Source organism: Rossellomorea sp. NS-SX7, from assembly GCF_052828565.1.
In genome coordinates this window covers 288,921-315,917 of the sequence record NZ_CM128249.1, presented here as the reverse complement: position 1 = coordinate 315,917, position 26,997 = coordinate 288,921, and the positions used below count along the sequence as shown (strand labels likewise).

The following is a 26,997-nucleotide window of genomic DNA, read 5'->3' as shown; positions in this document are numbered from 1 at the left end:
ATAGAGATAAAAATTCAGGGGGTACAAGATGAAACCAATTAGGTACATTACGATGCCCGCCCAGTTTTTACTGACATGTGCGGGCTTGTTTCTATTCAGCGGTGCGGGGGTCCTCCTCTCTTATGACACTGAGTTGGTGATCATGATGGGGAAGTATGTCCACACCTTATCCGAGACAGTCAGGCAGCTGATGAACCCTTCTTCCATCATCATTGAAGTGGGAGCAGACCCTGACCCAAAGAAATATCCGATCTACCCACTATTCTTTCAGCTTTTCGGCTACTCTTTCCTTCTATTATTTCTTGCTTTCTTAGGTGCTGCGGCGATTTCTACACTTCTCAGTTATCTGTTCATGTTTCTTCCAAAGAAACTGTTCAAGCTGTGTGTAAAGATCATGGATCTATTTGATTCATTGCCCGATGTTCTGATCATCGTCTTCATTCAGCTGTTTATCATCTGGTTTTTCAAAAAGACACATATCCTATTGTTTGATATTTACACATTAGGCGAGGAAAAAGTGTATTTACTTCCTATCATTTGCTTAGCGATCATGCCGATCGCTTTTCTGACCAAGAATTTCCTTTTTCAGCTCAGGGAAGAAGAAGAAAAGCCTTATGTGGAATACTCTTTTTCCAAAGGTTTCTCTAAAGCGTATACGATCTGGGTGCATCTGTTCCGGAATGTCTGGCTCCATTTCTATTTTCATATCAAGCCCATATTCCTTCTGATGCTGTCGAATCTGTTGATTATCGAAATCCTGTTTAATATCAACGGTTTCATGAATGTCCTCCTGGACGTTTCACAACGTAACCCGAGTGCTTTCTTCATTGGAATGCTGATGATTTATATTCCATTTTTCATTGTGTTCAGCCTGGGCGCGCTTCTGTTGAAAAAATGGCTGCCCCATGAGGAGGTGCAATCTTTATGATCATCCGCCATTTACGATTATGGATACCGATCGGATTCCTTCTGATTCTGATTGCCGGGAGTTTTATCCTCCCTTCCACACATCCGCATCTATTTGAAGAAGGTCCGTCTTACCTCAAGGACGAAGAGACCGGCAGATTGGTCGCGTCCCCTCCTTACACGCCATCTGAGATGGAGCCGATGGGGAGTGATAAGTTAGGGAGGAACGTCTTCTTCGTGCTGATAGCAGGCGCAAAGTACACACTTCTCTCGGCGATAGCGATTGCACTACTCCGCATGTCAGGCGGCTTCCTTTTTGGTTTGGTTTATACGTTTCTTCCCAATTGGATTCGTCAGATCTTTAAAGGTCTCGGTGACACTTTTAATTTCATCCCGCTTGCCATCATCGCCTTTGTTCTTCTGACTCCTTTGCAGCGCGCATTTGAGGCAGGATCCCTTTACTCCATGAAATTTCTCTTTATCCAAGTCATCGTGATCTCAATCATTGTCATACCGTCGCTTGGAATGTATATCGGGGAAGAAATGAGAGAGTTCCTTAAAAATGATTTCATCACGGTTTCAAGGCAGATTGGTGCCGGCAGGTTCTTTATTATCAAGAGACACCTACGCTCCCAATTCAGCCGCCATGCCATCGTGATGTTTTCAGAGCAATTGGCACAGACCCTCTATCTACTTATTCAACTGGGGATCCTGCACATCTGCCTGGGGGGGCTGAGAATTGCTGAATTCGGCATCATGGAACATCGTCCCGAATATTTCTCATTCATCAATGATTGGGCAGCAACCATGAGCATCAATATTTATCAGATCCATCTCTATCCATGGCTGCTTCTATCTCCGCTGGCTTTCTTTGCGATATCGATATTCTGTGTGAATGAAATCAATTCTGTTTTAAAGGAAGTGTTTTTGGAAGGGAAGCCGTTGACAAAAACGAAGGAAAAAATGGTTAGGCAGGAGCCGCCATCTGCAACTGTCGATCACTTGTTTACCCTTACCAGTCGTGAAAGGGGGAAGCATAATGAGACGATTTAGGGTGGCTGTTACACTCATGATTTTGAGTGGCCTTTTCTTATCAGGCTGCAGAATCGAGTGGGCTGCCGAGCCTGAGTTGATAGCCAATCAGAATGCAGGAAAAGTCGTGAAACTGGACGGGAAGGTAAACCTGAAATCAGAGGAATTGGTTATAGAAGGAACGAGCAACCTCCCGAAAAATTCCGTGATTTATGCGAGTATCAAGGAATACGGAGATCTTTCTAGCAAATACGGCACCATTATCCACTGGCAGGCGGAAGCGAGCACAGAAATCACTGCTGAAGGCACTGGAACAGTTGACAAGGAAGGAAACTATTCCATCACTCTTCCAAGGAAGGATCCATCAAAACGCTATTTATTGGAAGTCATGTTCAACCCTATGCTCCAACCTTTAAAAATACAGGAAATTTATGGAGTTAACGGAGAGAATATGGCCCTTGTGATGGGAATGATTAAAATAAACTATGAAGGAGAGATGGTGCCAGTGATCACCCGTGTCGCTCCAATCGTCAGCATAAACGACCCGTACGGAAACGATATCGCTTGGGGCTTGGAAGATACAATGTTCCAAACCAAGCCAAAACCAATCAAATAACAGCTCTATCTACCAAAAATCCCGCTCTATGATAGAACGGGATTTTTCCTGTTACAGCAGCTTTTTTTCGATTTTCTGCTCATAATTCTTAAACATCGAGCTGTTCGTCTTCACCCTTCTCTTCGACAGCATCGAATTGTATCTCACCATTTTTTCATTAAGGCTCTTCTGCAGCTCTTCTTTTTCCGTATCATCTTCACAAACGCGGATGAGATCCTCGATCCTCATCATTTCTTTCTTGATTTCCATTTCCTCTGTGGAATAGCCGGCATTCTTCATGATCTTGTGCGCCATCCGGAGAGCCGGCGGGATCGATAAGTCTTCGTCGAAATTCTGCGGTTTCCCATAGCCGGGAAGATTGTCAAACTCCCCATCCTCCTGAGCCTTTTTGATCCTTTGTTCAGAAATAATCATCGAAAAATCCATGTAAACCCCTCCTGTTAAGAATTCAGTGGGTCTGGCTGAAAATCCAAAGACGTGTGGCTGGCCACTTGTTACTACTAGTGTATACGAAAACCGTTTTTTGCCCGGGATAAAGTTTGACGATAAAGCAACAACTGTTGATTGAGCGTTCAGTCGGATACCACCCCCACTCTTTACCAACATTTCACTCCTACATAATTTCATTCCCCAAGGAAAAACTACGGTTATGACCCAATGAAAGGAGTGTTTCATATGGCACGCGGAAAATCGTTTGAAGCGAAGAAAAAAGGACATCCGGGTAATTTCCCTCAAAACAGCACTTCCGAACGACATACAGAAAAACCGCCTGGCGACGAAGAACTGATTGTCACTCAGGAGGCGTTTAAAAACAGAGTCGATCACGACGAGCATCGATTTTAAATATGAACAAGCACCAGGAAACATTCCTGATGCTTGTTTTTTCGTCATTAAGACCTTACTTTTTCTTTCTCATCCACAGTAGATAAATTCATGGAAGGACCAAAGAATTCAAATTTGATTTTATCTTCAGGAAGACCGATTTCTTTCAACGTCATGATTACAGCCTTCATGAATGGTGCAGGTCCGCAGACGTAACATTCTGTATCGCGGCCAACATATGTTGAGAGAATTTCTTTGTTCACATAGCCTGAGAAGTGGCAAAGAGAAACATTATCAGGGTTTTCTAAAATGTAGCATGCTTCTCCGTTTTCAAGCACTTCCATCAACCCGTCGATCTCATTTCTGAATGCCTGGACGCCTTCATTTTTACTTGCATGAATGAATGCTGTTGGACGATTCGGAGTCGTCTCAGCAATCGTTTCAAGCATACTCATCATTGGTGTGATCCCCACGCCTCCAGAAATGAATGCAACTCTGCCTTCCGTGTTTCCTTGATTCAAGTAGAAATCACCCGCAGGAGCGCTCACTTCGATGACGCTTCCTTCCTGGACTCCATCATGCAGGAATGTGGATACAATCCCATTCGGGTCAAATTCCGCTTCTTTCTTTACTGAAATGCGGAAGAACTCTTCTTTATTGGCACCAGATAAGCTGTATTGACGGATATGTGTATTTTTTTGACCTGGTATCGTCACTCGAACTGAAATGTATTGACCTGGATAATATGCCGGAACCTTTCCTCCATCCTGCGGTTTCAGATAGAAGGATGTGATCACATCGCTTTCTTTCACTTTTTTCGCGACAACGAATGGTTTGAAGTCCCGGAATCCAGCTTCTTTTTGCTCCGCTTCCACATACATCTGTTCTTCTACATCGATGAAGACCCCGGCGATCACGCCGTAAGCATCCGCCCAAGCCTCGATGATTTCATCCGTTGCTGCATCGCCAAGGACTTCTTTGATCGCACCGAGTAAGTGTTCCCCCACAATCGGATATTGTTCAGGCTTGATCCCTAAACTTCTATGCTTGTGAGCAATCTGCTTTACAGCCGGCAGTAACACTTCTAATCGATCGATGTTTTGCGCAGCAGCATAGACCGTATTCGCTAACGCCGTTTGCTGTCTTCCCTTCTTTTGGTTGGCATGGTTGAAAATGTTCAATAATTCAGGGTGGTTTGAGAACATATTTTTATAAAATACAGAAGTAATTTCTGTCCCTTTCACTTCTAAAACGGGTGCGGTGGATTTCACGATATCAATGGTTTTTTGAGATAGCATTATACATTCACCTCTAAAGATATATTTTAAATACATCTTTAACTTACACCCAACACCCTTTTAAAGCAATATTTCAAATACACCTTTAACAGATTAGACACAATTACATACATTATTTAGACACATACGTTCCTGATCAGTATAATGAAATCATGGGAAGGAAAAGGTGAATCCATATGAAACTGACACTATACACTGACTATTCACTGAGAGTCCTGATCTATCTGGCATCTAAGCCAAAGACCGAACTCTCTACCATAAAAGAAATTGCAGATTCTTACCAGATATCAAAAAACCACCTGATGAAGGTTACGTATGAATTAGGAAAAATGGGGATCATTGAAACCATCCGCGGCAGATACGGCGGCATAAAGCTTGCCCAAGACCCGGCTGATATCAACATCGGTAAACTCGTACGAAAAACGGAGGAAGACTTTGAACTGGTCGAATGCTTCAGCAAACATAACAGCTGCGTCATCACACCGGTCTGCGGTCTTAAACACGTCCTGGCGAAAGCGCTGAACGCTTACCTTGCCGTGCTTGACGGCTATACGCTCGCCGACCTCGTCACAAATCCTATGGAGTACCGCATCCTTTTTCAGGAACAGCAGCGTCCGGAAGCAGATTAACCCCCTATCAGATACGTGCCGGGCACTCTTGTGCCGGGCACCGCCATGCCCTCCTTCAAACAAAAAACCCGTCTCCCCGAAACCGGAAAAACAGGCTTTCCCCTTAACCTTTACTCTTACTATACTTAAACGTCATCAATACAAACAAAAAGAAGCTCAATAGCAGCGTACTTCCGCCCACTATATAAAAGACCATCGTAAATGTACCCGGAAGATTGATCGGGTTAAGATTGTAAAACCACATACCCGACGTCAGGCCGAACGTCCCGATGATGGCGGTCCAAACATGAAAGGCAGCAAGTTTGGACGTCTTCGGCACTTCATAGGAGCGGTAATAGGATGAAAAAGCAAACAGACTCAGCCATCCGACTACCAGGATATGAGCATGGATGGGTTTAAATGCGTAAGACCCTGCTCCCGCCATATGAGATCCCATAAAGGCCCCGATAAATGCATAAACAGCGGACATTCTCAATAATAGTACATTCCAAGCCAACCAGGTTTCCCCCATTCATTTTAAAAAAATAGTTATTGATCGTCTACCCTTTTCAGACACAACATTAAGCTGTCCACGGTCATCTTAAGTTCCGGTATATTTGTGCCTGTAAGCCATCAATGGCTTCGAAAAGAGCGGTGTAAATGGAACCACGTTCATTATAGCCAGCCGTCCCTTTCTTGTCGACGCTTTCAAAGGATTGTTAAAGAACGTTCATAATCCCCTGCAGCCCTTGAGCGGACATCGTCTATTAATGTCGGTTGAAAACACTTGCAAACCCTGATGGCACTGATACAATTGAATTGTAATAGAACATTCTGAAAAAAGGAGAATACATATTATGTCTAACTTTCAACAAAACCTTGAAAAGTACGCAAGTCTTGCCGTTCAAGTCGGTGTAAACGTACAAAAAGGCCAGACATTGGTGATCAACACATCCATCGATGCAGCTGAATTTGTTCGTTTAGTGGTTAAAAAAGCCTATGAAGTAGGCGCGAAGCATGTGTACCTGAACTGGAACGACGATGTGGTGAACCGTACAAAATACGACCTTGCACCGGATGAAGCATTCCAGGAGTTCCCGCAATGGAAAGCACGTGAAGTAGAAGAGCTTGCCGAAGGCGGCGCTGCGTTCATGAGCATCGTATCTTCAAGTCCTGACCTTCTTAAAGGAGTCGACCCTGAGCGCATCTCCAACTTCCAGAAGGTTGCAGGTAAAGCGATGTCCAAATACCGTCAGTTCATCCAATCCGACAAGGTAAGCTGGTGTGTACTCGCAGCTCCTTCTAAGGACTGGGCTGCGAAAGTATTCCCGGATGCTTCTGAAGACGAGCAAGTGGACTTATTATGGGATGCGATCTTCAAAGCTGTCCGTGCAGATCAGGCTGATCCTGTTCAAGCTTGGAAGGACCATGATGCAGCACTTCACGAAAAGGTAGAATACCTGAACGAAAAGAACTATCAAAAACTGCACTATACTGCACCTGGCACCGACCTTACAATCGAGCTTCCTAAAGGCCACCTGTGGGTAGGGGCAGGCAGTGTCAATGAGCAAGGTGTAGAGTTCATGGCGAACATGCCGACTGAAGAAGTCTTCACTGTTCCTCTGAAAACAGGTGTAAACGGGACGGTATCAAGCACGAAACCATTAAGCTACGGCGGTAACGTGATCGATAACTTCACACTTACATTCGAAAACGGACGCATCGTTGATGTGAAGGCGGAAGAAGGCGAAGAAATCCTGAAGCGTCTTGTCGAAACGGACGAAGGTTCTCACTACCTTGGAGAAATCGCCCTTGTTCCTCATAAATCGCCAATCTCTCAATCTAACGTCCTTTTCTACAACACATTGTTTGACGAGAATGCTTCAAACCACCTTGCCATCGGTAATGCGTATGCATTCTGTATCGAAGGTGGTAAGAAAATGAGCCAGGAAGAGCTTGATCAGAATGGCCTGAACAACAGTATCACCCACGTTGATTTCATGATTGGTTCAGACAAAATGAACATTGATGGAATCAAAGAAGACGGTTCCACTGAGCCTGTATTCCGTGACGGCGGCTGGGCGTTTTAATTTCATGTAAAAAAGAAATCCCAAAAGGTGCGATGCCTTTTGGGATTTTTCATGTATGTGTAATGGGCTGCTTTATGTGTTGAACAATTTTGTAGGTTGGTGCTTGGCTAAAAAATGGACGAATGATTGCTTATTTTAAAAACAATGCCTTGATCGCTGGATTTCGCTTACCCTTTTAGAGTGTAATTCATAAAGTATGGAATTCATACGAAGAAACTTTAAATTATAGTCCTAAACCATGCTGTTCTCAGGAAAATCTTTGAATTTAATTGATTAATCTTCGAGTTTTAGTCAATAATCTTTGAGTTTTGCTCCCTATTCTTTTAGTTTCAATAAATAATCTTTTAGTTTCATCTAATAATCTTCCACTTTCCATCCATAATCTTTTAACACCGGTGATTTTCAATAATCTCCATTTTATATTCCCACGAAAGTTATTCAGTCAATTTCTTTTTTTCACACTCACCATCATCATCACTATACTCCTTCGTCAACGCCACCGCCGCAATTGTCGCTCCTGCCGCCTGTGCGTAACTGCCAAATGCCGTGATTTGCAGGCCAATCTCCCTTTCTCCTTTCAAAATAAAGGTTTCTCCGATTGCTTCAAGTGCTGCACCGAGCGACTGAATGGTATTTCCTGTTGTTAGAAGCTTTTTGAACCTGGCATCTCCTAGACTCGCTCCATACGCTTCCAACTCAGCTCCAATCGACTGGACACTATCACCAATCACGTCCAGTTTTAACCCTTTGACTTCTTCCCCTGAAAATTGAAGCTCTGCTGCCCGGACATTTGTTACATTCCCTGCTGCTTGAACCCAGGCTCCGGTTATCCTGAGTCGCTCCCCGTCGGATCCACGCGATGCTTTTTCTCCCCCGGCGGCCTGCAGTGAATTCCCCACAGCTTCGAAACCATTGCCGATTGAAACCAGCCGAAACCCGATATGCTCTTCTTTTACCAGGATCGTTTCCCCGATTGCTGCAATCACTGTACCCAGCACCTGAATCCATGCGCCGGTCAGAACGATAATCTCACCTTTCACCTCCCATCATCCTTTCCCTGCTGATACATTACTCTATTCAAAACCTTTGTGATCCGCGTCTTAGAGGCCGTTTTTAAATCATTTGTAAATTCCAGTAAGTCCATCTTGTCTATTTCGAATTATCAGGCTATGATATTCTAGTTCATCTATGGTTTCAAAAGGGGGGAGAAATAGATGAAGATACGTGATTGGGACCGAAACCTGAAGGTCCGTCTATTTGGGGAAGCAGCGATCAACATCACATTCTGGATGTTCTTTCCGTTTTTGACGATTTATTTTACAGAAGCGTTCGGGAAACAGACAGCAGGTTTATTATTGGTTCTTTCTCAAGTGTTTGCGGTAGCCGCCAACCTGATGGGCGGATATTGCGCGGATCGGTTCGGACGGAAGACCATGATGGTCATTTCCGCCTTCGGACAGGGGTTTGCTTTTTTAATCTTCGGCCTGGCAAGCTCGCCATGGCTTGATTCTGCACTTATAGGATTCATTTGTTTCAGTTTGGTGGGGGTATTCGGTTCATTTTACTGGCCTGCAAGTCAGGCAATGGTCGCCGATGTAGTAGATGAGAAAGACAGAAGCCACGTATTCGCCGTGTTCTACACATCCATCAACATAGCAGTGGTCGTTGGACCGATTTTAGGCGGAATTTTCTATGTACATTACAGATTCCAGCTTCTGGTTGCTGCGGCAGTCATTTGCATGGGACTCGCCTTTCTTTTATATAAAATGACGCGGGAAACCGCACCTGCCGATCGAAGCAAGCTTCTTGTGACGGAAGGTAAAAAGAAAGCCTGGCATCGTGTATTGTCTGAACAGTTTAAGGATTACGGTGTTATTTTCAAGGACAAGACGTTCTTATTATTCATTCTTGCAGGAATTCTTGTCGGACAGACATTCATGCAGCTCGACTTGCTGATTCCTGTGTATATTAAAGATGTAATGGATCAGGCTACGCTATTTAGTGTCGGTGACTGGTCATTGACACTTGTCAGTGAACAGATCTTCGGGTTGATCCTCTCGGAAAACGGATTTCTTGTTGCGCTTCTGACAGTCGTCATCACCCGCTGGATCACCAAGTTCCGTGAGCGGAATGTGTTCATCCTGTCATCCGTGATCTATGCCGTATCTATCTTAATGTTCGGGCAGTCGAGCTCCGTTTGGATCTTTATCGCGGCGATGGCGGTGTTTACATTCGCAGAGCTCATGACGGCAGGAATCCAGCAGAGCTTCGTGTCAAAGCTTGCTCCTGAACACATGAGAGGACAGTACTTTGCAGCGGCCAGCCTTCGTTTTACGATTGCAAGAACGATCGCACCGCTGTCGATCACACTCTCATTGTATGTAGGATATGACTGGACGTTTATCATCTTGTCATTGCTTGCGCTTGTTAGTGCCGGTTTATTCTACATCATGTTTGAGAGGTTCGAAAAAGAAGAGCTTGAGCTTAAAAAGGCAGTTCAATAGTGAGAGTCAAATAAAAAGGAATGATCCGCAATGGATCATTCCTTTCTGTATTCCTTACAGCCCCAAGTCAAAACCACCCTCAGAAGACTGCATAGCATTTAGACCAAGATCGGTTGAAAGACCAAGGTTGAATTCACGACCTTCATCCTCTTCGTTTTCCCACTCTGTGTAGTTTGCATCAGCATTTACACCAAGATTGGAAAGAAGGGAAGATTCGCGATCTTCATCAGAAGAAAGGAAGTTCAAAGCAGTGTCAGTACCAGCTGAAAGACCGGCATTTCTAACCTCTTCTTCCCCATCTTCCATCGATTCAGCCCATAGTGCCGCATCAACGTTGTTCATGACCATGGCAGCAGATTCTCCATCTTCATCTTCAGTCATTGCACCAAGCATAAGATCGTTGCCTGCTTCTGCAGCAAATTTAGAAGAATCTTCACTGTTTTCTACCATTGTCATAAGGGAAGTATCGTTCATAGCGTCTACTTTGGAAGATTCTCCGTCCTCACGGTCCATCGCTCCAAGAGTGAAACCATTCATGGATTCAGTACCGATTGCTGCACTTGAAGAATTATTTTCTTCATTGTTTTCGAACATAACCCATCCAGTATTATCAGTCATTGCATCAGCCATCACTTCACTGTCTTCATTGGCAGCTGAAGCATTTAGTCCTGAAGTAAGGTTACCGGCAGTTTTTGATGAAACAGATTCGTCTTCTTCATTGACCATCGTTTCATTCATGATTCCAGCATCCGTCATTGCTCCAACATCCGCTGATTCATCTTCTCCTTCAACCGCTGCGTTCACGTCTTGTGACGCTCCTGCTTCTGTTGAAGTCCAAGTAGTGTCATTTTCTTCGTCCACTACTGTTTCGTTTTTCACGCCAGCTTCCGTATCTGCATTCACTTCCGCTGATTCGTCTTCTCCTTCAACCGCTGCGTTCACGTCTTGTGACGCTCCTGCTTCTGTTGAAGTCCAAGTAGTGTCATTTTCTTCGTCCACTACTGTTTCGTTTTTCACGCCAGCTTCTGTATCTGCATTCACTTCCGCTGATTCGTCTTCTCCTTCAACTGCTGCGTTCACGTCTTGTGACGCTCCTGCTTCTGTTGAAGTCATAGTAGTATCATTTTCTTCATCCACTACTGTTTCGTTTTTCACGCCAGCTTCCGTATCTGCATTCACTTCCGCTGATTCGTCTTCTCCTTCAACCGCTGCGTTCACGTCTTGAGATGCTCCCGCTTCTGTTGAAGTCATAGAAGTATCATTTTCTTCATCCACCACTGTTTCGTTCATGACGCCAGCTTCTGTATCTGCATCCACTTCCGCTGATTCGTCTTCTCCTTCAACTGCTGCGTTTACACCGGATTCGGCTTCCGAACCATTTTTAGTAGAAACCGTGTCATTTTCTTCATCGACTTTTGTTTCGCTCATGACATCTGCGTCCGCGTCTGCGTTGACATCAGAATTCGACTCATCGTCCGATCCTCCAAGGTTTAACCCTTCCAATAGACCATCTTCAGAATCAAGGATATTGATGTCTTCCACCAGTCCGCTGTCACGATCCAGTAAAGAATCGTTGTCTGCCGCAAAACTTGTTTGACCTCCGAATGTTAATGCTGCTGCTAAACCACCAGTAAATGCTAATGTTCTAAATACGCTTTTTCTCATTTTAATATTCTCTCCTTTTAAAAGTTTTTAGGTTTATATACTTTTGAAAAGAAGAGAAGGTTGAGGTGGCTGCGACGGTGGTGCATTTAACCACTGATCATAATATAGATTCTCGTTGCCATTGAAACCTGCCCGTTCAAGACTGACATTGTCGGCCTCCTGTTCACGGACAACCTGCAGACTTCCTGCAGCGGCAGTCTGTCCCATTCCGTTTGTACTTGTTGAATGACCATTTGCCGTTTTGATTGTCGAATTGGTAAGTACTGGTTCCATCTGTTTATATGGGATTGGCGGAAAATCATTTTTTGATTCTTCTGCCTGTCCATCAACAGCCCCAGTGTTCACTGGCTTTTCTTCAGGTGAAGCTGTCTCAGTTGTTGCAGCTGTGATGGATTCCTCTATTTGTTTGGCTTTGTTCATTCTGGTTTCTGTGCTCAGTTCAGACGTTCCTTCATTTTCTTTATCAGGAGCATCCTTTTCCCTTTCCTGACTTTCAGGAATTTCTGTAGTATTTGGTGAATCCTGAATCTCGTCTGGATCTCCAGTTTCTACATTGACGGTCGGTTCATCTGAAACATCGGCCTCGATGATGCCGGTGTCAACTTTCACTTCGGGATCCTCGACATCGACTTCTACCAGTGGTTCATCATCGGATAATGATTCCGTTACAGGTTTCGTCGTATCATCCACCGTTTCTGTCACTGTCTCAGCAGTATCTTCGACTGTACCGGTTACCGTTTTGGTTGTGTGTTCAACGGTATTCGTAACGGATTTCGTCGTTTCTTTCACCATATCCGTTACAGGAGCCGCTGAATCCCCTGTCAATCGGGAAACCGGTTCAACAGCCGTGTCCACGGTTCGGTTCACCGCATCACCTGCTTCGGAAACCGTTGTATCCACGGTCTTCGAAACAGTTCCGGTCGTTTGATCAACCGTGTCCGTCACCGAATCGATTGTTGAAGAAAGGATATTTCCCTCTCCAGGCTTGTCCTCCTCCTCGTCAGGAGCAGGTGCCTCTCGACTGGCTTCGTCCTCGGTGGAAATGACCTCATCCGTGACTGTATCCACTTCATCGGTGACATTCGATAACAGTCCGCTGTCCGCCGAAGCAAATGTAGGAACGCCGAGCACCCCCAGAAAAAGCAAAGCGCCAATAAGTCGTTTCTGCACTGCGTCTTGTCACCTCCTTTCAAAGAAGAATGTTGGATTGAGGGGGGAAGGTTCCTGGCACAAAACACTTCATTTGTGCCTGGCACCCAATTCACCTTTCACCATTCCCATCCCTCAAAAGAACCTTTTTTCCACTATATTTATCAATTTTCATAAAGCTAACGCAAGAAGATCAGATCTGGATCACTTTTTTTCAAAAAAATATATTTTTCGTCAAAAATATTTTCAGAAAAGCCTGAATCCGAAAAATTCTGGATCACCCCTTTAAACGAAAAAACTCAGATGTTACAATGTACAACCGTAAGCAATCTTAATGTAACTCTCGACCCGAGTTAGTCGGAGATTCCAATCAATACTAAGCAGAAAGGATGTTTTATGATGCATAGAGGAAGCAAAGGCTGGTACGTGGAAGAACTTAAAAAAGCAGGCGTACGCCGCTATGAGGAACGCAAAGTTGAATCTTATAAAAAGCACGTTCTGGCAAACCTATTAGAACGTACGAAATAATAGATGACGAGGGACGGGTATTCACTCTTTTTTAATTGAAGTGAATACCCGTCTTTTTTATTGAAGGATTTATTTTACTCATACAGGTTATCGCGAAAAAATTTCAGAATTAGTCCAATAGATAGACAACTTTTTTGGCATTATATTCTTTTAAAAATCCATTGTATCAGGCTCTGACTCTGTGTTAGAGTAAACAACATATTTTAAAAATTTCATACGAATTCCTTATATAACTATGGTGATATGGACCATAAGTCTCTACCCGGCGCCCGTAAATTGCCGGACTATAAGGAAAGTCGGGTTACATGCTTTTTTCCGTGCATGCAGACTTTCTTTATAGAATGAGAGATTGTCTGTATGCACGTTTTTATTTTGTTCATTTTCGAAAGGTCTGACATCTGATCTATAAGGGTTCGTCATTCACTGGAGGTTTCATGATGGATTTAGTATTCGGTTTATTATCACTTGCCGGGGTTCTCTTCCTTGGCTGGCTTTGGAGCAGCAACCGCTCAGCAATTAAATGGAAGACAGTGGGAATCGGGATTGCTCTTGAATTCCTTCTTGTCCTGTTTGTCTTAAAAGTACCATTCGGCCAGACGCTGCTGAAAAAAACGGCTCTCGGCGTCCAAAAAGTCATCGACTACAGTAACGAAGGAATCATGTTCGTATTCGGGGGATTCTTTGAAAAAGGAAGCAACATCACATTTGTCTTTGCGATCAATGTGCTTGGAGCCATCATTTTCATTTCTGCCGTCATTTCTGCGCTCTACTATTTACGCATCATCCCGCTGTTCGTCAAGTATATCGGGATCGTATTGGGGAAAATCCTCGGCACAACGAAGGTGGAATCCTTTAATGCAATCGGGAATTCATTTCTTGGATTGGTCGAAGCTCCCCTTCTTGTCAAGCCGTATCTGGCCAAACTGACCCGTTCAGAGCTGTTCGCCGTAATGGTCGGGGGAACAGCCTCTGCAAGCGGTGCGATCTTAATCGGCTATTCCTTGATGGGAATCGAGATGAAGTATCTGCTTCTATCTGTCTTCAGTGTTCCGCTCGTTTCGCTCATCATGGCGAAAATCATGGAGCCTGAAACGGAAGAATCAAATACGAATGGTGACATTTCATTAGGTAAGACCGGTCACACCAACGTATTCGAAGCTATTTCCGAAGGAGCGATCAGCGGCGTGCAGCTTGCGATCAATATCGGCGGGTTACTGATTGCCTTTATCGGGGTGCTTGCGCTTGTAAATGGTGTACTCGGTCTTGTTCATACAGACCTATCGACCATTTTCGGCTACATCTTCTATCCTCTGGCTCTACTGGTTGGGGTTCCTGTAGACGAAGCGTTCCGGGCTGCATCCATCATCGGAACAAAGCTGTCCGTCAATGAATTTGTCGCTTTTGATCAGCTGTCAGGGATGATTGATGAGCTTTCGCCAAAAACAGTCGCAATCCTTTCTGTTGCGCTATGTAACTTTGCGAATCTTTCATCGATTGGGCAATTAATTGTTGGTTTGGGTTCCCTTGAACCTTCCCAGCGCCCAACAGTTTCAAAACTGAGCCTTAAAGCCATTGCAGCTGGTACGCTGGCAAGCTTCATCACAGCGATCGTCGTCAGTATATTTTTATAAAACAGGGTGAAATATTTCACGATTATGTTTCTAATTTCCGTCTTTGGTGAATAGTAAAAGGTAGTGTACGTTTATTATCATGGACGGAAGGTGAACGAATTGAGAGAAAAGAAATTCATGAAAGAAACAAAGACAAGTAAAACCACCCATGTGCTTCCGCCGGACACCAACCACCACGGCACATTATTCGGCGGAAAACTGATGGCCTATATAGACGACGTCGCGTCCATCGCGGCCACCCGTCATGCACGGAAGCCGGTCGTCACAGCATCGACTGATTCTGTTGACTTCCTGCAGCCGATCAAAGTAGGTGACGCTGTAACACTTGAAGCGATCGTCACCTATACCGGACGCAGCTCCATGGAAGTCGGCGTCAAAGTCACGTCAGAGGTACTGCTGACAGGAGAAACGACCGTCGCAGCGATCTCCTTTTTAACATTTGTGGCAATCGAGGACGGCAAACCAGTGGTGATTCCGGAAGTGGTACCGGAAACAGAAGAAGAAAAATGGCTGAACGAAACGGCGAAGAACCGGGCAGAACACCGGAAAGCCCGTAAAAAGCACAGTCAGGAGCTGGCTGAGTTTTTCAGGAATGCCTATTAATAAAATTGAAAGAGATGCCTTAGACAGGCATCTCTTTTTTTATCGCTATAGTGTAGGTTCATATCACTATTTCCAATGGATAAGTTGATTGCAATACGCAAAGGTAAGGCTGCCCGTTATGGTTCCTGACACAACTCGACTAACCACCTGCACTTTTACAAATAGACCCCTACACCAGGACCAAACGGTATCCCCAATAATGCAAATGTAAGCAATAGCACGATCCATACAGATAAAAACGCGATTGTGTACGGAAGCATCAGGGAAATGAGCGTTCCAAGTCCTGCTTTCTTGTCATATTCCCGCATAAAGGCAAGGATGACGATGATGTATGGATTCATCGGAGTGATGATGTTTGTGGATGAATCGGCAATACGATATGCCGCCTGGATAAAGGCAGGGTGGTAATCCAAATACGCAAACATCGGAATGAAGATAGGTGCTTCCAACGCCCATTGGGCAGATCCGCTGAATATTAACAGGTTCAGCATGGCGGTTAGAAACACGAATCCGATGACTCCGGCAAGGCCGGTCATGTTGATTGATTCAAGGAAGCCTGCACCGCTGACGGCTACCCAGGTACCCAGGTTCGTCCATTCAAAATAGGAAATGAACTGAGCTGCTGCAAAGATCAATACGATGTAACCGGCCATATCGCCCATCGCTTCGGTCATGAATTTCGGAACATCGCGTGACGATGTTATTTTCCCCACGGTCACCCCATATGTCACACCGATCACGATGAAGAAAATAAGCGTAATCGGGATGATTCCCGATAAGAAGGTAGAAGGAATGAGTCCTCCATCCTCATTACGTAAAGGAGAACCTGGCCAGGCAATCGCCACGACCAACAGAATGATGAAAGCCAATCCGGCAAGGCTTGCATTTCTCAACCCTTTTCCTTCAAGAGGACTCTCTTCTTCTAATGTCTTATCGACTTTTCCTTTATAGGTGCCCAATCGCGGCTCTACAATTTTTTCGGTAACAAAAGCTCCCGTTACGGTCAACAGGACAACCGATGCAATCATGAAATACCAATTGTCGACCGGTGTAACCGTTACGTCAAACGCTTTTGCCGCTTCGGTCGATATACCGGCAAGAAGTGCGTCTGTTCCCGTGATAATGAAGTTCGCTGTAAATCCTGCTCCCACTCCGGAAAAGCCTGCTGCAAGACCGGCAAGGGGATGTCTCCCTACAGTGTAAAAAATCATGGCGGCAAGCGGCGGGATGATAACGAATGCGGCATCCGAGGCAAGGTTCCCCATGATTCCGACCATGATAACAGCATAGGTGATCAAGCCTTTTGGGGCGTTCAAGACCGTCTTTTTAATGGCTGTTTCAAGTAATCCCACTTTTTCGGCAAGACCGATTCCCAGCATCATCGCCAAAACGAGCCCAAGTGGTGCAAAGCCAGTAAAGTTATCCAGCATCGATGTCAGGATATATTGAAGTCCCTCTCCTGAGACGAGACTTTTGATCGGTAATATCTCTCCATTCTTCGGGTGTTCGACTGTAACACCCAGACTGGATACCATCCAGGAAAAAAACACAATGAACACAGATAAATATACAAACAACATGAACGGGTCAGGAAGCTTGTTCCCAACTTTCTCAATGCCGCTCAACAGGCGAAGATACACCTTTTCCTTCTGAGGCGGCGTAGGTTCTAGATTAGGGTTTGTCATGAGGTCACTCCTTTAGAAATTTGTTTTAAGGAATAATTCCTTTTTACTTCCGTTAATATAGATTTCGATACAAACCCTGAAATCCCTTCCTTATTTAAAAGAAAATTAAAAAAATTTATTTTCCAATAAAAAAGCCACTCTTCCTTGGAAAAGTGACTCATATTTGAAACCTATACATTTTCCGCGGCCGTCCCCTGCTGCTCCTTTGTTCTTCACCGCTGATCCTTACGATGCCAATTCGTTCCAATTCGGTGAGGATTCTCCGCCCGTTGCGCTCGGTGCTTTTTAACCAGCGGGACAAATCCTGGGAAGTCATTTCTTCCTTACCATAATGGCGGGACAAGCTTAGGATTTTCGAGACCATCGCCGAACTGACGGAAGCATCCTTGAATTTCTCCTGCCATTCTTCTCCACCGTTATGAAGGGAGTACGTGATGGTTTCATTCGTGGGAAGTACTTCCGTAACCGATTGATCCTCATCCACACTGACGACAATAGGAGATTCGTGCTTCCTCGCATGTCTGAAAGCAAGGCGCACATGATGCTCTGCTTCCAGGACCGTCACACCAAAGCCAAGACCGACACGGATATCGAGATCGGCATGCAGCTTGATATCGTGGGCAAGCGTCGAGAATATCGATTCTTTTTCATGAAGGTCAAGCTCACCACGAGTCGTATACACGAAAAACAACCCATCCCCAAGCTGCACCATAGAGCCGTTTACCTGCTGGGCAATATCCAGGAGGTTACGCTTCAGATCCAGCTCCTGATGCTTCATCTTAAATGAATAATGAGATTCATCCAGTGATTGTGAAGAATAATTGACTTCGATTCCGACAATGGCAATCTGGGATTTACGGTATTTACTTGATTGCGCCCGTTCAGAAAGATATTGAAGGATCATCCGGATGGACAGATTCGTCGGGACGACCCGGTAACAAGGGATGCCCTCTTCATTTAAACGGTTCTGAACGGATTGGATACACGTGATTGCTGCTTCGATCTCTCCTCTTTCATACAACTCACGGTGATAATCGACAAGTTCGTCTGCCTGACGATACCCTTCATAGGGATAGCTGGATATCGAGAGGCCCTCAAAGGCGTGGAATTGGACGGCATTTTCAATTTCACTCTTTGAAATCGTATCAATGCTGATTTTCTTTAACAGCGTCTGTTCTTTTAACTGCGCCTCCAGAAGGGCACCAAAGAAGCTGGATCCATGCAATGGAGGATAACTTCCCTCGTTCTGTGTGATCAACCCTTTTTCCAGTGCATAATGGTAAGGGGACTGTCCGGAGAAAAACCATTGATCTACGAAGTAACGATGCTCCGTTAGAATATCATCAATTTCCTTTACATGGGTGTAAGGAAAGTTATGATATTCTATATGGTCGAAATAGGTGGCCATATGGTTGATCCGTTTGATTGAATCGTCCGGACCGATGACGCCGATTTTTATTTTCATCATTTATTCACCTGCTTCTTGCCTCAGCATTTGTGCGAGAATGTTTACTCCAATCGATAAATCCTCCAATGAACTGTGCTCCCTCGGATGATGGCTGATCCCCTTTTCACAAGGAATGAAAAGCAGTGCCGATGGACATTTCACCGCCATATTCATCACATCATGCCCCGCTCCGCTATCCATCTTAAATGTTTTATACCCCAGGGATTTCCCGGCTTGCTCTACCCTGGACGTCAGCTCTTCATCCAAAAGGATCGACGTATTATCAACTAAAGTGTCTACTTGTATTTTACCATTAAATTCACGTTCAATCAGGGCACATTTTTCTTTGATCATCGCGGCCATTCTTCGCTTCAATTCATCATCGACGGAACGGATATCAATTCCGACCTCTACGGTGCCCGGGATGACGTTCATCACATTTGGCTTGACTTCCAACGTACTGACGGTCGCTACAATCGGCTTTGACGAAGCGTTTGATAACGCTAACGCTTCATTTGACACGAACGAAATAAGAGGAGAGGCGGCGACCAGAGCGTCCTGGCGTTTCCCCATAGGTGTCGTGCCTGTATGCCCGGCCATCCCCTCCACGTGCACCTTTAACCTGATCGGGCAGGCAACTCCACGTACGATGCCGACGTCCGCCCCGTTATCCTCGATTTGTGTTCCCTGCTCGATATGAAGCTCTATGAAACTCTTGATATCTTCTCGTTCAGCCTGGTGAAGTGAATTCCATTCCAAGCCGACTCCCTCTACTGCTTCTTTGATAGAAACGCCATGCCTGTCCGTGACATCTTCGATGGAATAATCCAGTATTCCTGCTACGCTTTTACTCCCAATCGTCGATACTCCGAATCTCGCTGATTCCTCCGATGCAAAGCATGACACTTCAATGGTGTGATGCGGCTGATATCCACCTTCTTTCAACTGCTTTACAGCGCCAAGTCCGCATAGAACGCCGGCCACTCCGTCATATCCTCCTCCGTTCTCCACTGTATCGAGATGAGAACCTGTCATAACGACCGTGTCCACCTTCCCTTCCCAGCGGGCGAACGCATTTCCGGCTTGATCCTGATAGGCAGTCAACCCGAGATTCTCTGCCGCTTTTTTGAATGCCTCAATTGCCTCTACTTCTTCCTCGGAATATCCCAATCTCGTAAAGCCATCGGGTCGATCCATTGTACCCGTGAGGTTTAATTCCCTTAATGTCGATTCCAGCCACGGTTTCATCCTGTTACCTCCTTTTGTTGTGTAAACTTACAAATGATTTGGGCAAACGCCGCCACACCCACACTCATTACGTCCTCATCATAATCAAAGGCAGCGTGATGATGTCCTTCTATAATCGGAGTCCCAAACACCATATACGTCGCTTTCCCTCCATGTTCCCGGACACGATTAATCATAAAGGTGACGTCCTCCGATGCATTCAACGGCATCGCTTCGTTTACTTCGGTTATATACGAGCTTTGACCGGCAACTTCACTCAGCCATTGGATCCATTCCTGATCACAATCCGCTTCGACCGTATTCCCAACCGTTTCGATTTCTGTTTCAACACCATACAGTTCACCAGATGCATGAAGGATCCGCATGGCCTCCTCCACCATATAGTGATTGATCGCCGTCGTCTCCCCCCTGGTTTCAATTTCGAGCTTCGCCTCATCCGCAACAATATTCCGTCCGGAACCACCGTGGAGTTTTCCTACATTGATTCTCGTTTTGCCTCCCGAATGGCGGGGAATGCTATACAGATGCAGCGTAGCAGCCGCAGCTGCCAACAATGCATTCTTCCCTTTTTCCGGTTCCAGTCCAGCATGAGCTGCTTTCCCCCGGTACGTCACATTCAATTTGGTCGATGCCAAAAAGGAATTCGTCGTAGCTGATACCACCCCTACATTTGAATGGCGTATTCCGATATGACCGCTTGCAAAATAATCAACATCATCAAGCCAGCCTTTATCAACCATCGCCATCGCACCGCGTCCGCCTTCCTCACCCGGCTGGAATAAAAGGGTGAATATACCGCACAGATTCTCTTGACAGGCAGATAGAAACGCTGCCACCCCAAGGCCGATGGCGGTATGACCGTCGTGGCCGCACGCATGCATCACATGCTCATAGTGTGATCGAAAACCTTTTTGGTTTGGCAGATGTGTACCTTGGCTTGTTTCCTTGATTGGAAGGGCATCAATATCAAAACGGAAGGCCATATGCGGTCCTGGCTTGCCTGTATCGAACCTCGCTGCCAATCCAGTGTGACCGCCCTGCATTTTTTCCAGCCAGCTTTCTTCCACCCCTTCCGCTTTCGCCCGTTCTTGCTGCTGTAAAAGAATCTCTTGATCCGGAACCCCCATCCTTTCACTGCTAACGAGAGCATCTTGGCCGATATAAATGGTGAATCCAAGATTCAGAAGCTCTTTTCCAATGAGATAAGTGGTCAGATATTCCGTGAATCCCAATTCTGGTTTCCGGTGAAAGTCCCTTCTCCACTTCATTAAGCTTGGTTCGATATCTTTTACAAAGGAATCAATCAACAGGCTTCCTCCTTTTGACTGAGTTTGTCCAACGTATCCAGTGCCAGCTGAGTCATCAGCTCAACGCCTTTCGAAAGCGCTTCTTCATTTAATTTGAAACGGGGATCATGCAGCGGATACTGCTTTTCCGTACTTTCAACTGACGTGCCGAGCCAGTAAAATGCCCCCGGGTACTGGAGCAGGAATCGGGAGAAGTCCTCCCCGCCAAGGGATGGCGATACTGCAGGAGTGGCTTCCCTTCCCAACACCTTCTGTGCTGACGATTTTACTTGTGCCGCCCATTCTGGAGTATTGACAGTTGCCGGGTATCCGTCCAGGTACTCTAGCTCGATGCTGGCCCCGAAGCTTTTTTCTACACCTGAAATGATATGGGCAATACGTTCTTTCACCATTTCCTTGACTGCAGATTTGAACGTACGGACCGTCCCTTCCATTAGGACCTGATCCGCAATCACGTTATAGCGGTATCCCCCTTCAATTTTCCCGATTGTGAGGACGGCTGAATCGAGGGGGTCGGTATTCCGACTGACAATGGTCTGCAGCTGAGAAATGAGATGGTTGGCCACGATTATGGCATCGTTCGCCTGGTGAGGCATGCTTGCGTGGCCACCCGATCCTTTCACTCTGATTGCGAAGCGGTCCGATGCCCCCATCACTTCATTTGGAAGGACGCCTACCTGTCCAGCCGGCAAATCCGGCCATACATGCTGTCCAAAGATGGCATCCGGCTTGAACTCTTCAAACACCCCGTCATCCATCATCTGCTGAGATCCCCCGACCGGCGCATCCTCCTCGGCTGGTTGAAAAACAAGCAGCACCGTCCCCTCTATTTCGGACTTCATCTGCTGCAGCACCTTCCCGACACCAACAAGCATACTTGTATGAGCATCATGGCCGCACGCATGCATTTTCCCGGGAACAATTGATTTGAACCCATGATCATTTTCCTCCTGAATCGGCAGGGCATCGATATCGGCACGCAGGGCAACCGTCCCTCCTGGTTTACCGCCTTGAATGATGCCAAGAACTCCTGTCTTCGCAAAACCCGTCTTAAAAGGAATCTCTGCAGCTTCAAGCTGTTGCTGAATCCGTCTGGAAGTCTCAATTTCCTCACCGCTCACCTCCGGATTCTGATGCAAATGACGACGCAATGTGATGACCTCTTCCATTACTTGCTGAACCAGCTTTTTCAACTTCATTAAAAAATCTCCTTTATCCTTATGTTGTCGTTCTGTTTTATTTAAGGAAATATTCCTTAAAAGTACCGTTATTAAATATATTCGATGAAAAAGGTAAAAATCCTACCAAATGGGAAGAAATTTTTCACAGAAAGTAAATGATCCTGATTTCATACTTGATAGAAGGCTGTTTACATTATGAGCGCTCATTGATGATTGCCCATATCTTGACGAAAGTTCATTATCCACCAACTGTTAATGCTCAGTATAAACGCCACCTAACACTTCTCCTTCAATATTCTAAATACTCCCACATTTCCAAACCCTATTACAATTCTCCATCCCCCTCCGATATTACAAAGGTACGGACAAGTACAACGTCTTTATTTTTAAATTTATATGGAGGTTTTGCTTTGAAAAAATTCATGATGATCTTGCTGGTGATGATGCTGGCGGCAGCCGGTTGCTCGTCATCTTCAGCTGATCAAAACAAGGATGAAAACTTACATACAATCGGGATTCTCCTCTCTGACACGGGTCTTGGAGATGGTTCCTTTAATGATTCAGCTTTTCGCGGGCTTGAGCGGGCTCGGGATGAGCTTGGGATCCTGTTCGATTACAGGGAAGCACCCGATGGGAATTTTGAAGAAGCCCTTCAGGAACTCGTGGCTCAGGACCATGACCTGGTGATCGGGCTTGGCTTCTCCATTCAAGAAGCACTGGAGAAAGTCGCAAAAGAACATCCGGATCAGGATTTCTTGATGATTGATGGATTTTCAGAGCTGGATAATATCACATCCATCACCTTTAAGGAGCACGAAGGCAGCTTCCTTGTCGGGATGGTGGCAGCGATGAAGTCGAAGACAAATACGCTCGGATTCATCGGCGGTGCTGATGTCCCTGTCATTCATCGTTTTGAAAAAGGCTTTGAACAAGGTGCGAAGTATGTGAATCCTTCCATCAAGATCCTGAAAGACAATGCGAATAACTTTGGTGATGCAGCCCTTGGAAGCAGCATCGCTGAAAAGCAGATCAAGGCGGGCGCAGACTTCATTTACCCAGCTGCCGGATTCACCGGGGTGGGCGCGATACAGGCTGCCCAGAAGGCAGGCATTTATTCAGGCGGAGTCGACTCAGATCAATATTTCATTGCAGAAGAATCGGTAGTGACTTCGATGATGAAAAAGATCGATAATGCCGTTTTCGACCTGACAAAGGAATTGGTGTCTGAAGGAAATATTTCCGAATCATCATTCGAGCTAGGGTTAAAGGAAGATGGAGTCGGCCTGGCCCCGGTACGGGTAACAGAATTGACGGATGATGAAAAGGACATGATCAAAGAAGCAACAGACAAGATCATCTCGGGAGAAGTCACGATTAAGATGAACTAATCACACGTAAGGAGTTTATTTTACATGGCATTAAAAAAACGATTAATGTTTCTGGGGTTCATCCCCTTGATTCTATCGACCATCATTATTGGATATGTCGTTTCTCAATTGATTTCTCTTCAAAGTTCAGCAAATGAAGATGTCAAAATCCTTGTAGAAACGGAAAAGCTTCGCAGTGACCTCATCGTCACGAAACAGGCACTCGCCAATTATTCCGTCAATACCTCTGCTGAAAATAAGCAGATGGCTGAGACATTGTTGACTGATACTTCTTCACAAATCGATGAACTAGGGAAAATCATTTCCGTAAAAGAGCAGGAAGAAACGTTAGCATTGATCGAATCAAAGTTTTCAGAGCTGAAGTCCGTTTCCGGGAAAGCGTTGAATGCGAACAACAAGGCGGAAATTAAACGTCAATCGCTTAGGATTTCCGGTGTCCTGAATGATATGCATCTGTTAAACAAGCAGACATCTGACTGGTATCAACAGCTATTAAAAGAGAATGAGCAGCAAATCACTTTCATCGTGTGGGCGACTGTCATCGGCTTTCTGACGGCCTTCATCCTGTCAGTCGGTGCCTCTACCATCCTATCTAACCGCATCGTAAAACCGTTGAATACGATGGTTCATAATGCAGAAAGAATTGCCGGTGGGGACCTCACGATTTCTTTTGAAGGAAACAACCAAAAGAACAGCAAATTTGAAGTGGATAAGCTCCAAAATGCCTTTAAACACATGGTCGGGAATTTACGGACAACGGTTCAGTCCGTCAATGAAATTGGTATGAATGTTGAACAATTCACCAGGGATGTCCAGGATCAAATGGCACACCTGTCTGAAAGCAGCAGCCAGGTCGCCGTTTCTACCGAAGAACTGGCAAAAGGAAGTCAGGCCATTTCAGAAGATGTGCAATCCACTGCTTCCTTGATGGCAGTGATGGGCGAGGAATTCGCAAGCAATGTGCACGGCAGCCAGGAATCCTTCGCCAACAGTAAGGTCGCTCTCCAATCGGTAGAGCATGGAAGGACGTCGCTGATCAAACAAAAAGAGTTTGCGGAATCGATAACGGATTCATCAGCCTCGATTGAACAATCCGTCCAGTCCTTCGCACAGTACACAGGTGAAATCGAACAGGCTGCCCAGGCAGTAAGAGAAATTGCCGAACAAACCAACCTCCTGGCTCTGAACGCAGCGATCGAAGCAGCGCGAGCAGGTGATGCAGGAAAAGGTTTCGCAGTGGTTGCCCAGGAAGTACGCAAACTTGCCGAAGACTCATCTGTAGCAACGGAAAGAATCGGAAGCATGGTCGGAAGCATCAAAGAAGGCATTCATTCGATCATGGAAGCTTCTCAAAAAGGCAGCACCCTTTCCAGCCGGCAAATGGAGTCTATGTCCGTAACCGAAAGTGCCTTTGAAGAAATTGCAGGCAATGTCTCTGCGATTTCCGAAAAATTATCAGAACTGGAACATGGCATGACGGCTTCAAATGAACGCACGAACAGTGTCATTGCTGCTGTGGAGAACATTTCAGCGATTACAGAAGAAACCGCAGCCGGAACCGAAGAAATCTATTCTTCAACGGAAGAACAGCTGAGGTACTTCGAGCAGATGTCTGAACAAGTATCAGAATTGAATGCAATGACGGTTCAAATGAAAGAAGAATTAGAGAAATTCACGCTATAAAAAAGCAAGAGATCGCGACTGGGTCCGATCTCTTGCTTTTTTCATTATATTCCCAGTAAATTCTCAAACTATTATACTCTCTCTGTTCATGCTTCCTTTCAATCTTTTCCCCTAAACAACTTACTGTCACCTTTCTACTAGTCGTAATTGCACCCTCCATATTGTTACAGGACGTTTAAATTTATTTAACGAGGGTAAATGAAACGAGCGCATCCGCATACACATCAGGGTATTAAGAACCGCTCTGTAAAAACCTTTTGGTGAAAAATATCTATGTCACACTTTGTAACATTATGTCGGTGGTAAATATCTCCACCTTCAAAACCGTCAAAAATCTCCTATACTATATAGAAGGTTATACTGTGTAGAATTCTTATAGTTGGAGGAATTTTGATGTTATCAAACTCTGAAATCGGGATCGATTTAGGAACCGCAAATATTCTAGTATATAGTAAAAATAAAGGAATCATCTTAAACGAACCTTCTGTAGTCGCAATCGACACAGAAAATAAACAAGTATTAGCAGTCGGCGTAGAAGCCAAAAGCATGATCGGGAAAACTCCTGGTAAAATTGTCGCGGTGCGTCCATTGAAAGACGGCGTCATCGCAGATTTTGATGTCACTACTGAAATGCTTAAACAAGTAATGAGAAAAGCCAGTAAAAAGCTTGGATTCTCCATCCGTAAGCCAAATGTTGTCGTATGTACTCCATCCGGAGCAACAAGCGTGGAACGCAGAGCTATTCAGGATGCTGTCCGTGGAAGCGGTGCAAAATCAGTCACTCTTATCGAAGAGCCAGTTGCTGCAGCAATCGGAGCAGACCTGCCGGTTGATGAGCCGGTTGCCAACGTAATCGTCGACATCGGCGGCGGAACAACGGAAGTAGCCATTATTTCATACGGCGGTGTGGTATCTTGCAACACCATCCGCATCGGTGGAGACCAAATGGACGAAGACATCATCCAGCACGTACGCAAACGATACAACCTGCTGATCGGTGAAAGAACTGCAGAGAACATCAAGATCGAAGTCGGACATGCGCTGATCGATCACGAAGAACGCACAATGGAAATCCGCGGACGTGACCTTGTGACCGGGCTTCCGAAAACGATCTCACTCACTTCCTACGAAATCCAGAGTGCATTGAAGGAATCCCTTCTTCACATCCTTGAGACAATCCGTGCGACACTGGAAAACTGTCCTCCTGAGCTAAGCGGGGACATCGTGGACCGCGGTGTGATCCTGACAGGCGGAGGTTCTCTCCTTAACGGATTGCAGGACTGGCTGAGCCATGAAATCGTCGTACCTGTCCACCTAGCACCAAACCCATTGGAATCAGTGGCAATCGGTACAGGACGCTCACTCACAGTCATCCATAAGCTGCAAAAAGTAAGATAATCCTATATACGGTCAAAAGCGGACCCCCGGTCATGTGGGGGTTCGCTTTTTTGTTTTGTAGTGGTGTGGGACGGGCTTGGCGGGGATTAGGTTGGGTTGGGGCGTAATTTTGCCCAGGTGCAAGATTTTGAGCTCGGCTTTGAGCACGGTTTTAAGTACAGTTTCAATGCATGATTTCGCGAAATTTGTCGTTTTATGAAGAATTGTA

At 45.4% G+C, this 26,997-nt stretch carries 24 protein-coding genes and 1 riboswitch; of the genes, 13 read left to right on the top strand and 11 right to left on the bottom strand.

The features are described from left to right. Nucleotides 1-28 precede the first annotated feature (28 nt). The 3 genes from ACUXV2_RS01475 to ACUXV2_RS01465 are packed head-to-tail and all read left to right on the top strand — an operon-like array spanning nucleotide 29 to nucleotide 2,554. Nucleotides 29-928, top strand: a complete 900-nt coding sequence (locus tag ACUXV2_RS01475) for an ABC transporter permease subunit (RefSeq protein WP_446245301.1) — start codon at nucleotides 29-31, stop codon at nucleotides 926-928. Then, on the top strand, nucleotides 925-1,959 hold the full coding sequence (locus ACUXV2_RS01470) for a hypothetical protein (protein ID WP_446245300.1): 1,035 nt from the start codon (nucleotides 925-927) through the stop codon (nucleotides 1,957-1,959). Before ACUXV2_RS01475 ends, ACUXV2_RS01470 begins: the two co-directional genes overlap by 4 nt. Continuing rightward, nucleotides 1,946-2,554: a hypothetical protein gene (locus ACUXV2_RS01465; RefSeq protein WP_446245299.1), complete on the top strand. Its 609-nt coding sequence runs from the start codon at nucleotides 1,946-1,948 to the stop codon at nucleotides 2,552-2,554. Before ACUXV2_RS01470 ends, ACUXV2_RS01465 begins: the two co-directional genes overlap by 14 nt. A gap of 51 nt (nucleotides 2,555-2,605) precedes the next feature. Here ACUXV2_RS01465 and ACUXV2_RS01460 read toward each other — a convergent pair whose 3' ends face one another. Next, entirely contained in the window at nucleotides 2,606-2,980 is a 375-nt protein-coding gene (locus ACUXV2_RS01460; protein ID WP_446245298.1) for a DnaJ family domain-containing protein, read from the bottom strand. Nucleotides 2,981-3,229: 249 nt separating this feature from the next. Here ACUXV2_RS01460 and ACUXV2_RS01455 point away from each other — a divergent pair, with 249 nt between their 5' ends. Next, nucleotides 3,230-3,397, top strand: coding sequence for a hypothetical protein (locus ACUXV2_RS01455; protein WP_175986925.1), 168 nt, complete (start codon nucleotides 3,230-3,232; stop codon nucleotides 3,395-3,397). Between the two features lie 47 nt (nucleotides 3,398-3,444). On the opposite strand, the gene hmpA is transcribed toward ACUXV2_RS01455, so the two are convergent. Beyond that, nucleotides 3,445-4,674, bottom strand: coding sequence for an NO-inducible flavohemoprotein (gene hmpA / locus ACUXV2_RS01450; protein WP_446245297.1), 1,230 nt, complete (start codon nucleotides 4,672-4,674; stop codon nucleotides 3,445-3,447). A 176-nt stretch (nucleotides 4,675-4,850) separates the two neighbouring features. Between hmpA and ACUXV2_RS01445 the strand changes: the two genes are divergently transcribed. After that, entirely contained in the window at nucleotides 4,851-5,303 is a 453-nt protein-coding gene (locus ACUXV2_RS01445; RefSeq protein ID WP_446245296.1) for an RrF2 family transcriptional regulator, read from the top strand. Nucleotides 5,304-5,406: 103 nt separating this feature from the next. Here ACUXV2_RS01445 and ACUXV2_RS01440 read toward each other — a convergent pair whose 3' ends face one another. Beyond that, on the bottom strand, nucleotides 5,407-5,799 hold the full coding sequence (locus tag ACUXV2_RS01440; RefSeq protein ID WP_446245295.1) for a hypothetical protein: 393 nt from the start codon (nucleotides 5,797-5,799) through the stop codon (nucleotides 5,407-5,409). A 340-nt stretch (nucleotides 5,800-6,139) separates the two neighbouring features. On the opposite strand from ACUXV2_RS01440, the gene ACUXV2_RS01435 reads away from it, so the two are divergent. After that, on the top strand, nucleotides 6,140-7,372 hold the full coding sequence (locus tag ACUXV2_RS01435; RefSeq protein ID WP_446245294.1) for an aminopeptidase: 1,233 nt from the start codon (nucleotides 6,140-6,142) through the stop codon (nucleotides 7,370-7,372). A 434-nt stretch (nucleotides 7,373-7,806) separates the two neighbouring features. Here ACUXV2_RS01435 and ACUXV2_RS01430 read toward each other — a convergent pair whose 3' ends face one another. Then, nucleotides 7,807-8,412 (bottom strand): DUF6944 family repetitive protein, encoded by a 606-nt coding sequence (locus ACUXV2_RS01430; protein ID WP_446245293.1) that lies wholly within the window; start codon nucleotides 8,410-8,412, stop codon nucleotides 7,807-7,809. Between the two features lie 174 nt (nucleotides 8,413-8,586). Between ACUXV2_RS01430 and ACUXV2_RS01425 the strand changes: the two genes are divergently transcribed. Then, nucleotides 8,587-9,876, top strand: coding sequence for an MDR family MFS transporter (locus ACUXV2_RS01425; RefSeq protein ID WP_446245292.1), 1,290 nt, complete (start codon nucleotides 8,587-8,589; stop codon nucleotides 9,874-9,876). 54 nt (nucleotides 9,877-9,930) lie between these two features. On the opposite strand, the gene ACUXV2_RS01420 is transcribed toward ACUXV2_RS01425, so the two are convergent. Both ACUXV2_RS01420 and ACUXV2_RS01415 read right to left on the bottom strand, forming a co-directional pair. After that, complete coding sequence (locus tag ACUXV2_RS01420; RefSeq protein WP_446245291.1) at nucleotides 9,931-11,541, bottom strand: hypothetical protein; 1,611 nt, start codon at nucleotides 11,539-11,541, stop codon at nucleotides 9,931-9,933. Between the two features lie 33 nt (nucleotides 11,542-11,574). Continuing rightward, nucleotides 11,575-12,711, bottom strand: coding sequence for a hypothetical protein (locus ACUXV2_RS01415; RefSeq protein ID WP_446245290.1), 1,137 nt, complete (start codon nucleotides 12,709-12,711; stop codon nucleotides 11,575-11,577). 378 nt (nucleotides 12,712-13,089) lie between these two features. On the opposite strand from ACUXV2_RS01415, the gene ACUXV2_RS01410 reads away from it, so the two are divergent. From ACUXV2_RS01410 to ACUXV2_RS01400, 3 genes are all read left to right on the top strand, one after another. Continuing rightward, complete coding sequence (locus tag ACUXV2_RS01410; protein ID WP_071619527.1) at nucleotides 13,090-13,218, top strand: YflJ family protein; 129 nt, start codon at nucleotides 13,090-13,092, stop codon at nucleotides 13,216-13,218. Nucleotides 13,219-13,423: 205 nt separating this feature from the next. Further along, nucleotides 13,424-13,525, top strand: a riboswitch (purine riboswitch). Nucleotides 13,526-13,655: 130 nt separating this feature from the next. Further along, a complete protein-coding gene (locus ACUXV2_RS01405) occupies nucleotides 13,656-14,849 on the top strand; it encodes a NupC/NupG family nucleoside CNT transporter (RefSeq protein ID WP_446245289.1) in 1,194 nt (397 codons plus the stop codon). A gap of 99 nt (nucleotides 14,850-14,948) precedes the next feature. Continuing rightward, the gene (locus ACUXV2_RS01400; protein ID WP_446245288.1) at nucleotides 14,949-15,452 is read left to right on the top strand and encodes an acyl-CoA thioesterase; all 504 of its coding nucleotides are present in this window, start codon (nucleotides 14,949-14,951) and stop codon (nucleotides 15,450-15,452) included. A 155-nt stretch (nucleotides 15,453-15,607) separates the two neighbouring features. On the opposite strand, the gene ACUXV2_RS01395 is transcribed toward ACUXV2_RS01400, so the two are convergent. The 5 genes from ACUXV2_RS01395 to ACUXV2_RS01375 all read right to left on the bottom strand — a co-directional run bounded on the left by ACUXV2_RS01395 (nucleotide 15,608) and on the right by ACUXV2_RS01375 (nucleotide 22,338). Beyond that, a complete protein-coding gene (locus ACUXV2_RS01395; protein ID WP_446245287.1) occupies nucleotides 15,608-17,137 on the bottom strand; it encodes an AbgT family transporter in 1,530 nt (509 codons plus the stop codon). A 157-nt stretch (nucleotides 17,138-17,294) separates the two neighbouring features. Beyond that, nucleotides 17,295-18,605 (bottom strand): hypothetical protein, encoded by a 1,311-nt coding sequence (locus tag ACUXV2_RS01390; RefSeq protein WP_446245286.1) that lies wholly within the window; start codon nucleotides 18,603-18,605, stop codon nucleotides 17,295-17,297. Further along, the gene (locus tag ACUXV2_RS01385; protein ID WP_446245285.1) at nucleotides 18,606-19,832 is read right to left on the bottom strand and encodes a M20 family metallo-hydrolase; all 1,227 of its coding nucleotides are present in this window, start codon (nucleotides 19,830-19,832) and stop codon (nucleotides 18,606-18,608) included. After that, nucleotides 19,829-21,139: an amidohydrolase gene (locus ACUXV2_RS01380; protein WP_446245284.1), complete on the bottom strand. Its 1,311-nt coding sequence runs from the start codon at nucleotides 21,137-21,139 to the stop codon at nucleotides 19,829-19,831. The genes ACUXV2_RS01385 and ACUXV2_RS01380 overlap by 4 nt, the downstream gene beginning before the upstream one ends. Then, nucleotides 21,136-22,338: a M20 metallopeptidase family protein gene (locus ACUXV2_RS01375; RefSeq protein ID WP_446245283.1), complete on the bottom strand. Its 1,203-nt coding sequence runs from the start codon at nucleotides 22,336-22,338 to the stop codon at nucleotides 21,136-21,138. Before ACUXV2_RS01375 ends, ACUXV2_RS01380 begins: the two co-directional genes overlap by 4 nt. Nucleotides 22,339-22,730: 392 nt before the next feature. Between ACUXV2_RS01375 and ACUXV2_RS01370 the strand changes: the two genes are divergently transcribed. From ACUXV2_RS01370 to mreBH, 3 genes are all read left to right on the top strand, one after another. Next, nucleotides 22,731-23,708 (top strand): BMP family lipoprotein, encoded by a 978-nt coding sequence (locus tag ACUXV2_RS01370; RefSeq protein WP_446245282.1) that lies wholly within the window; start codon nucleotides 22,731-22,733, stop codon nucleotides 23,706-23,708. Nucleotides 23,709-23,732: 24 nt separating this feature from the next. After that, nucleotides 23,733-25,391, top strand: a complete 1,659-nt coding sequence (locus tag ACUXV2_RS01365; RefSeq protein WP_446245281.1) for a methyl-accepting chemotaxis protein — start codon at nucleotides 23,733-23,735, stop codon at nucleotides 25,389-25,391. A 393-nt stretch (nucleotides 25,392-25,784) separates the two neighbouring features. After that, nucleotides 25,785-26,789, top strand: a complete 1,005-nt coding sequence (gene mreBH, locus ACUXV2_RS01360; RefSeq protein ID WP_446245280.1) for a rod-share determining protein MreBH — start codon at nucleotides 25,785-25,787, stop codon at nucleotides 26,787-26,789. The last annotated feature ends 208 nt before the right edge of the window (nucleotides 26,790-26,997 follow it).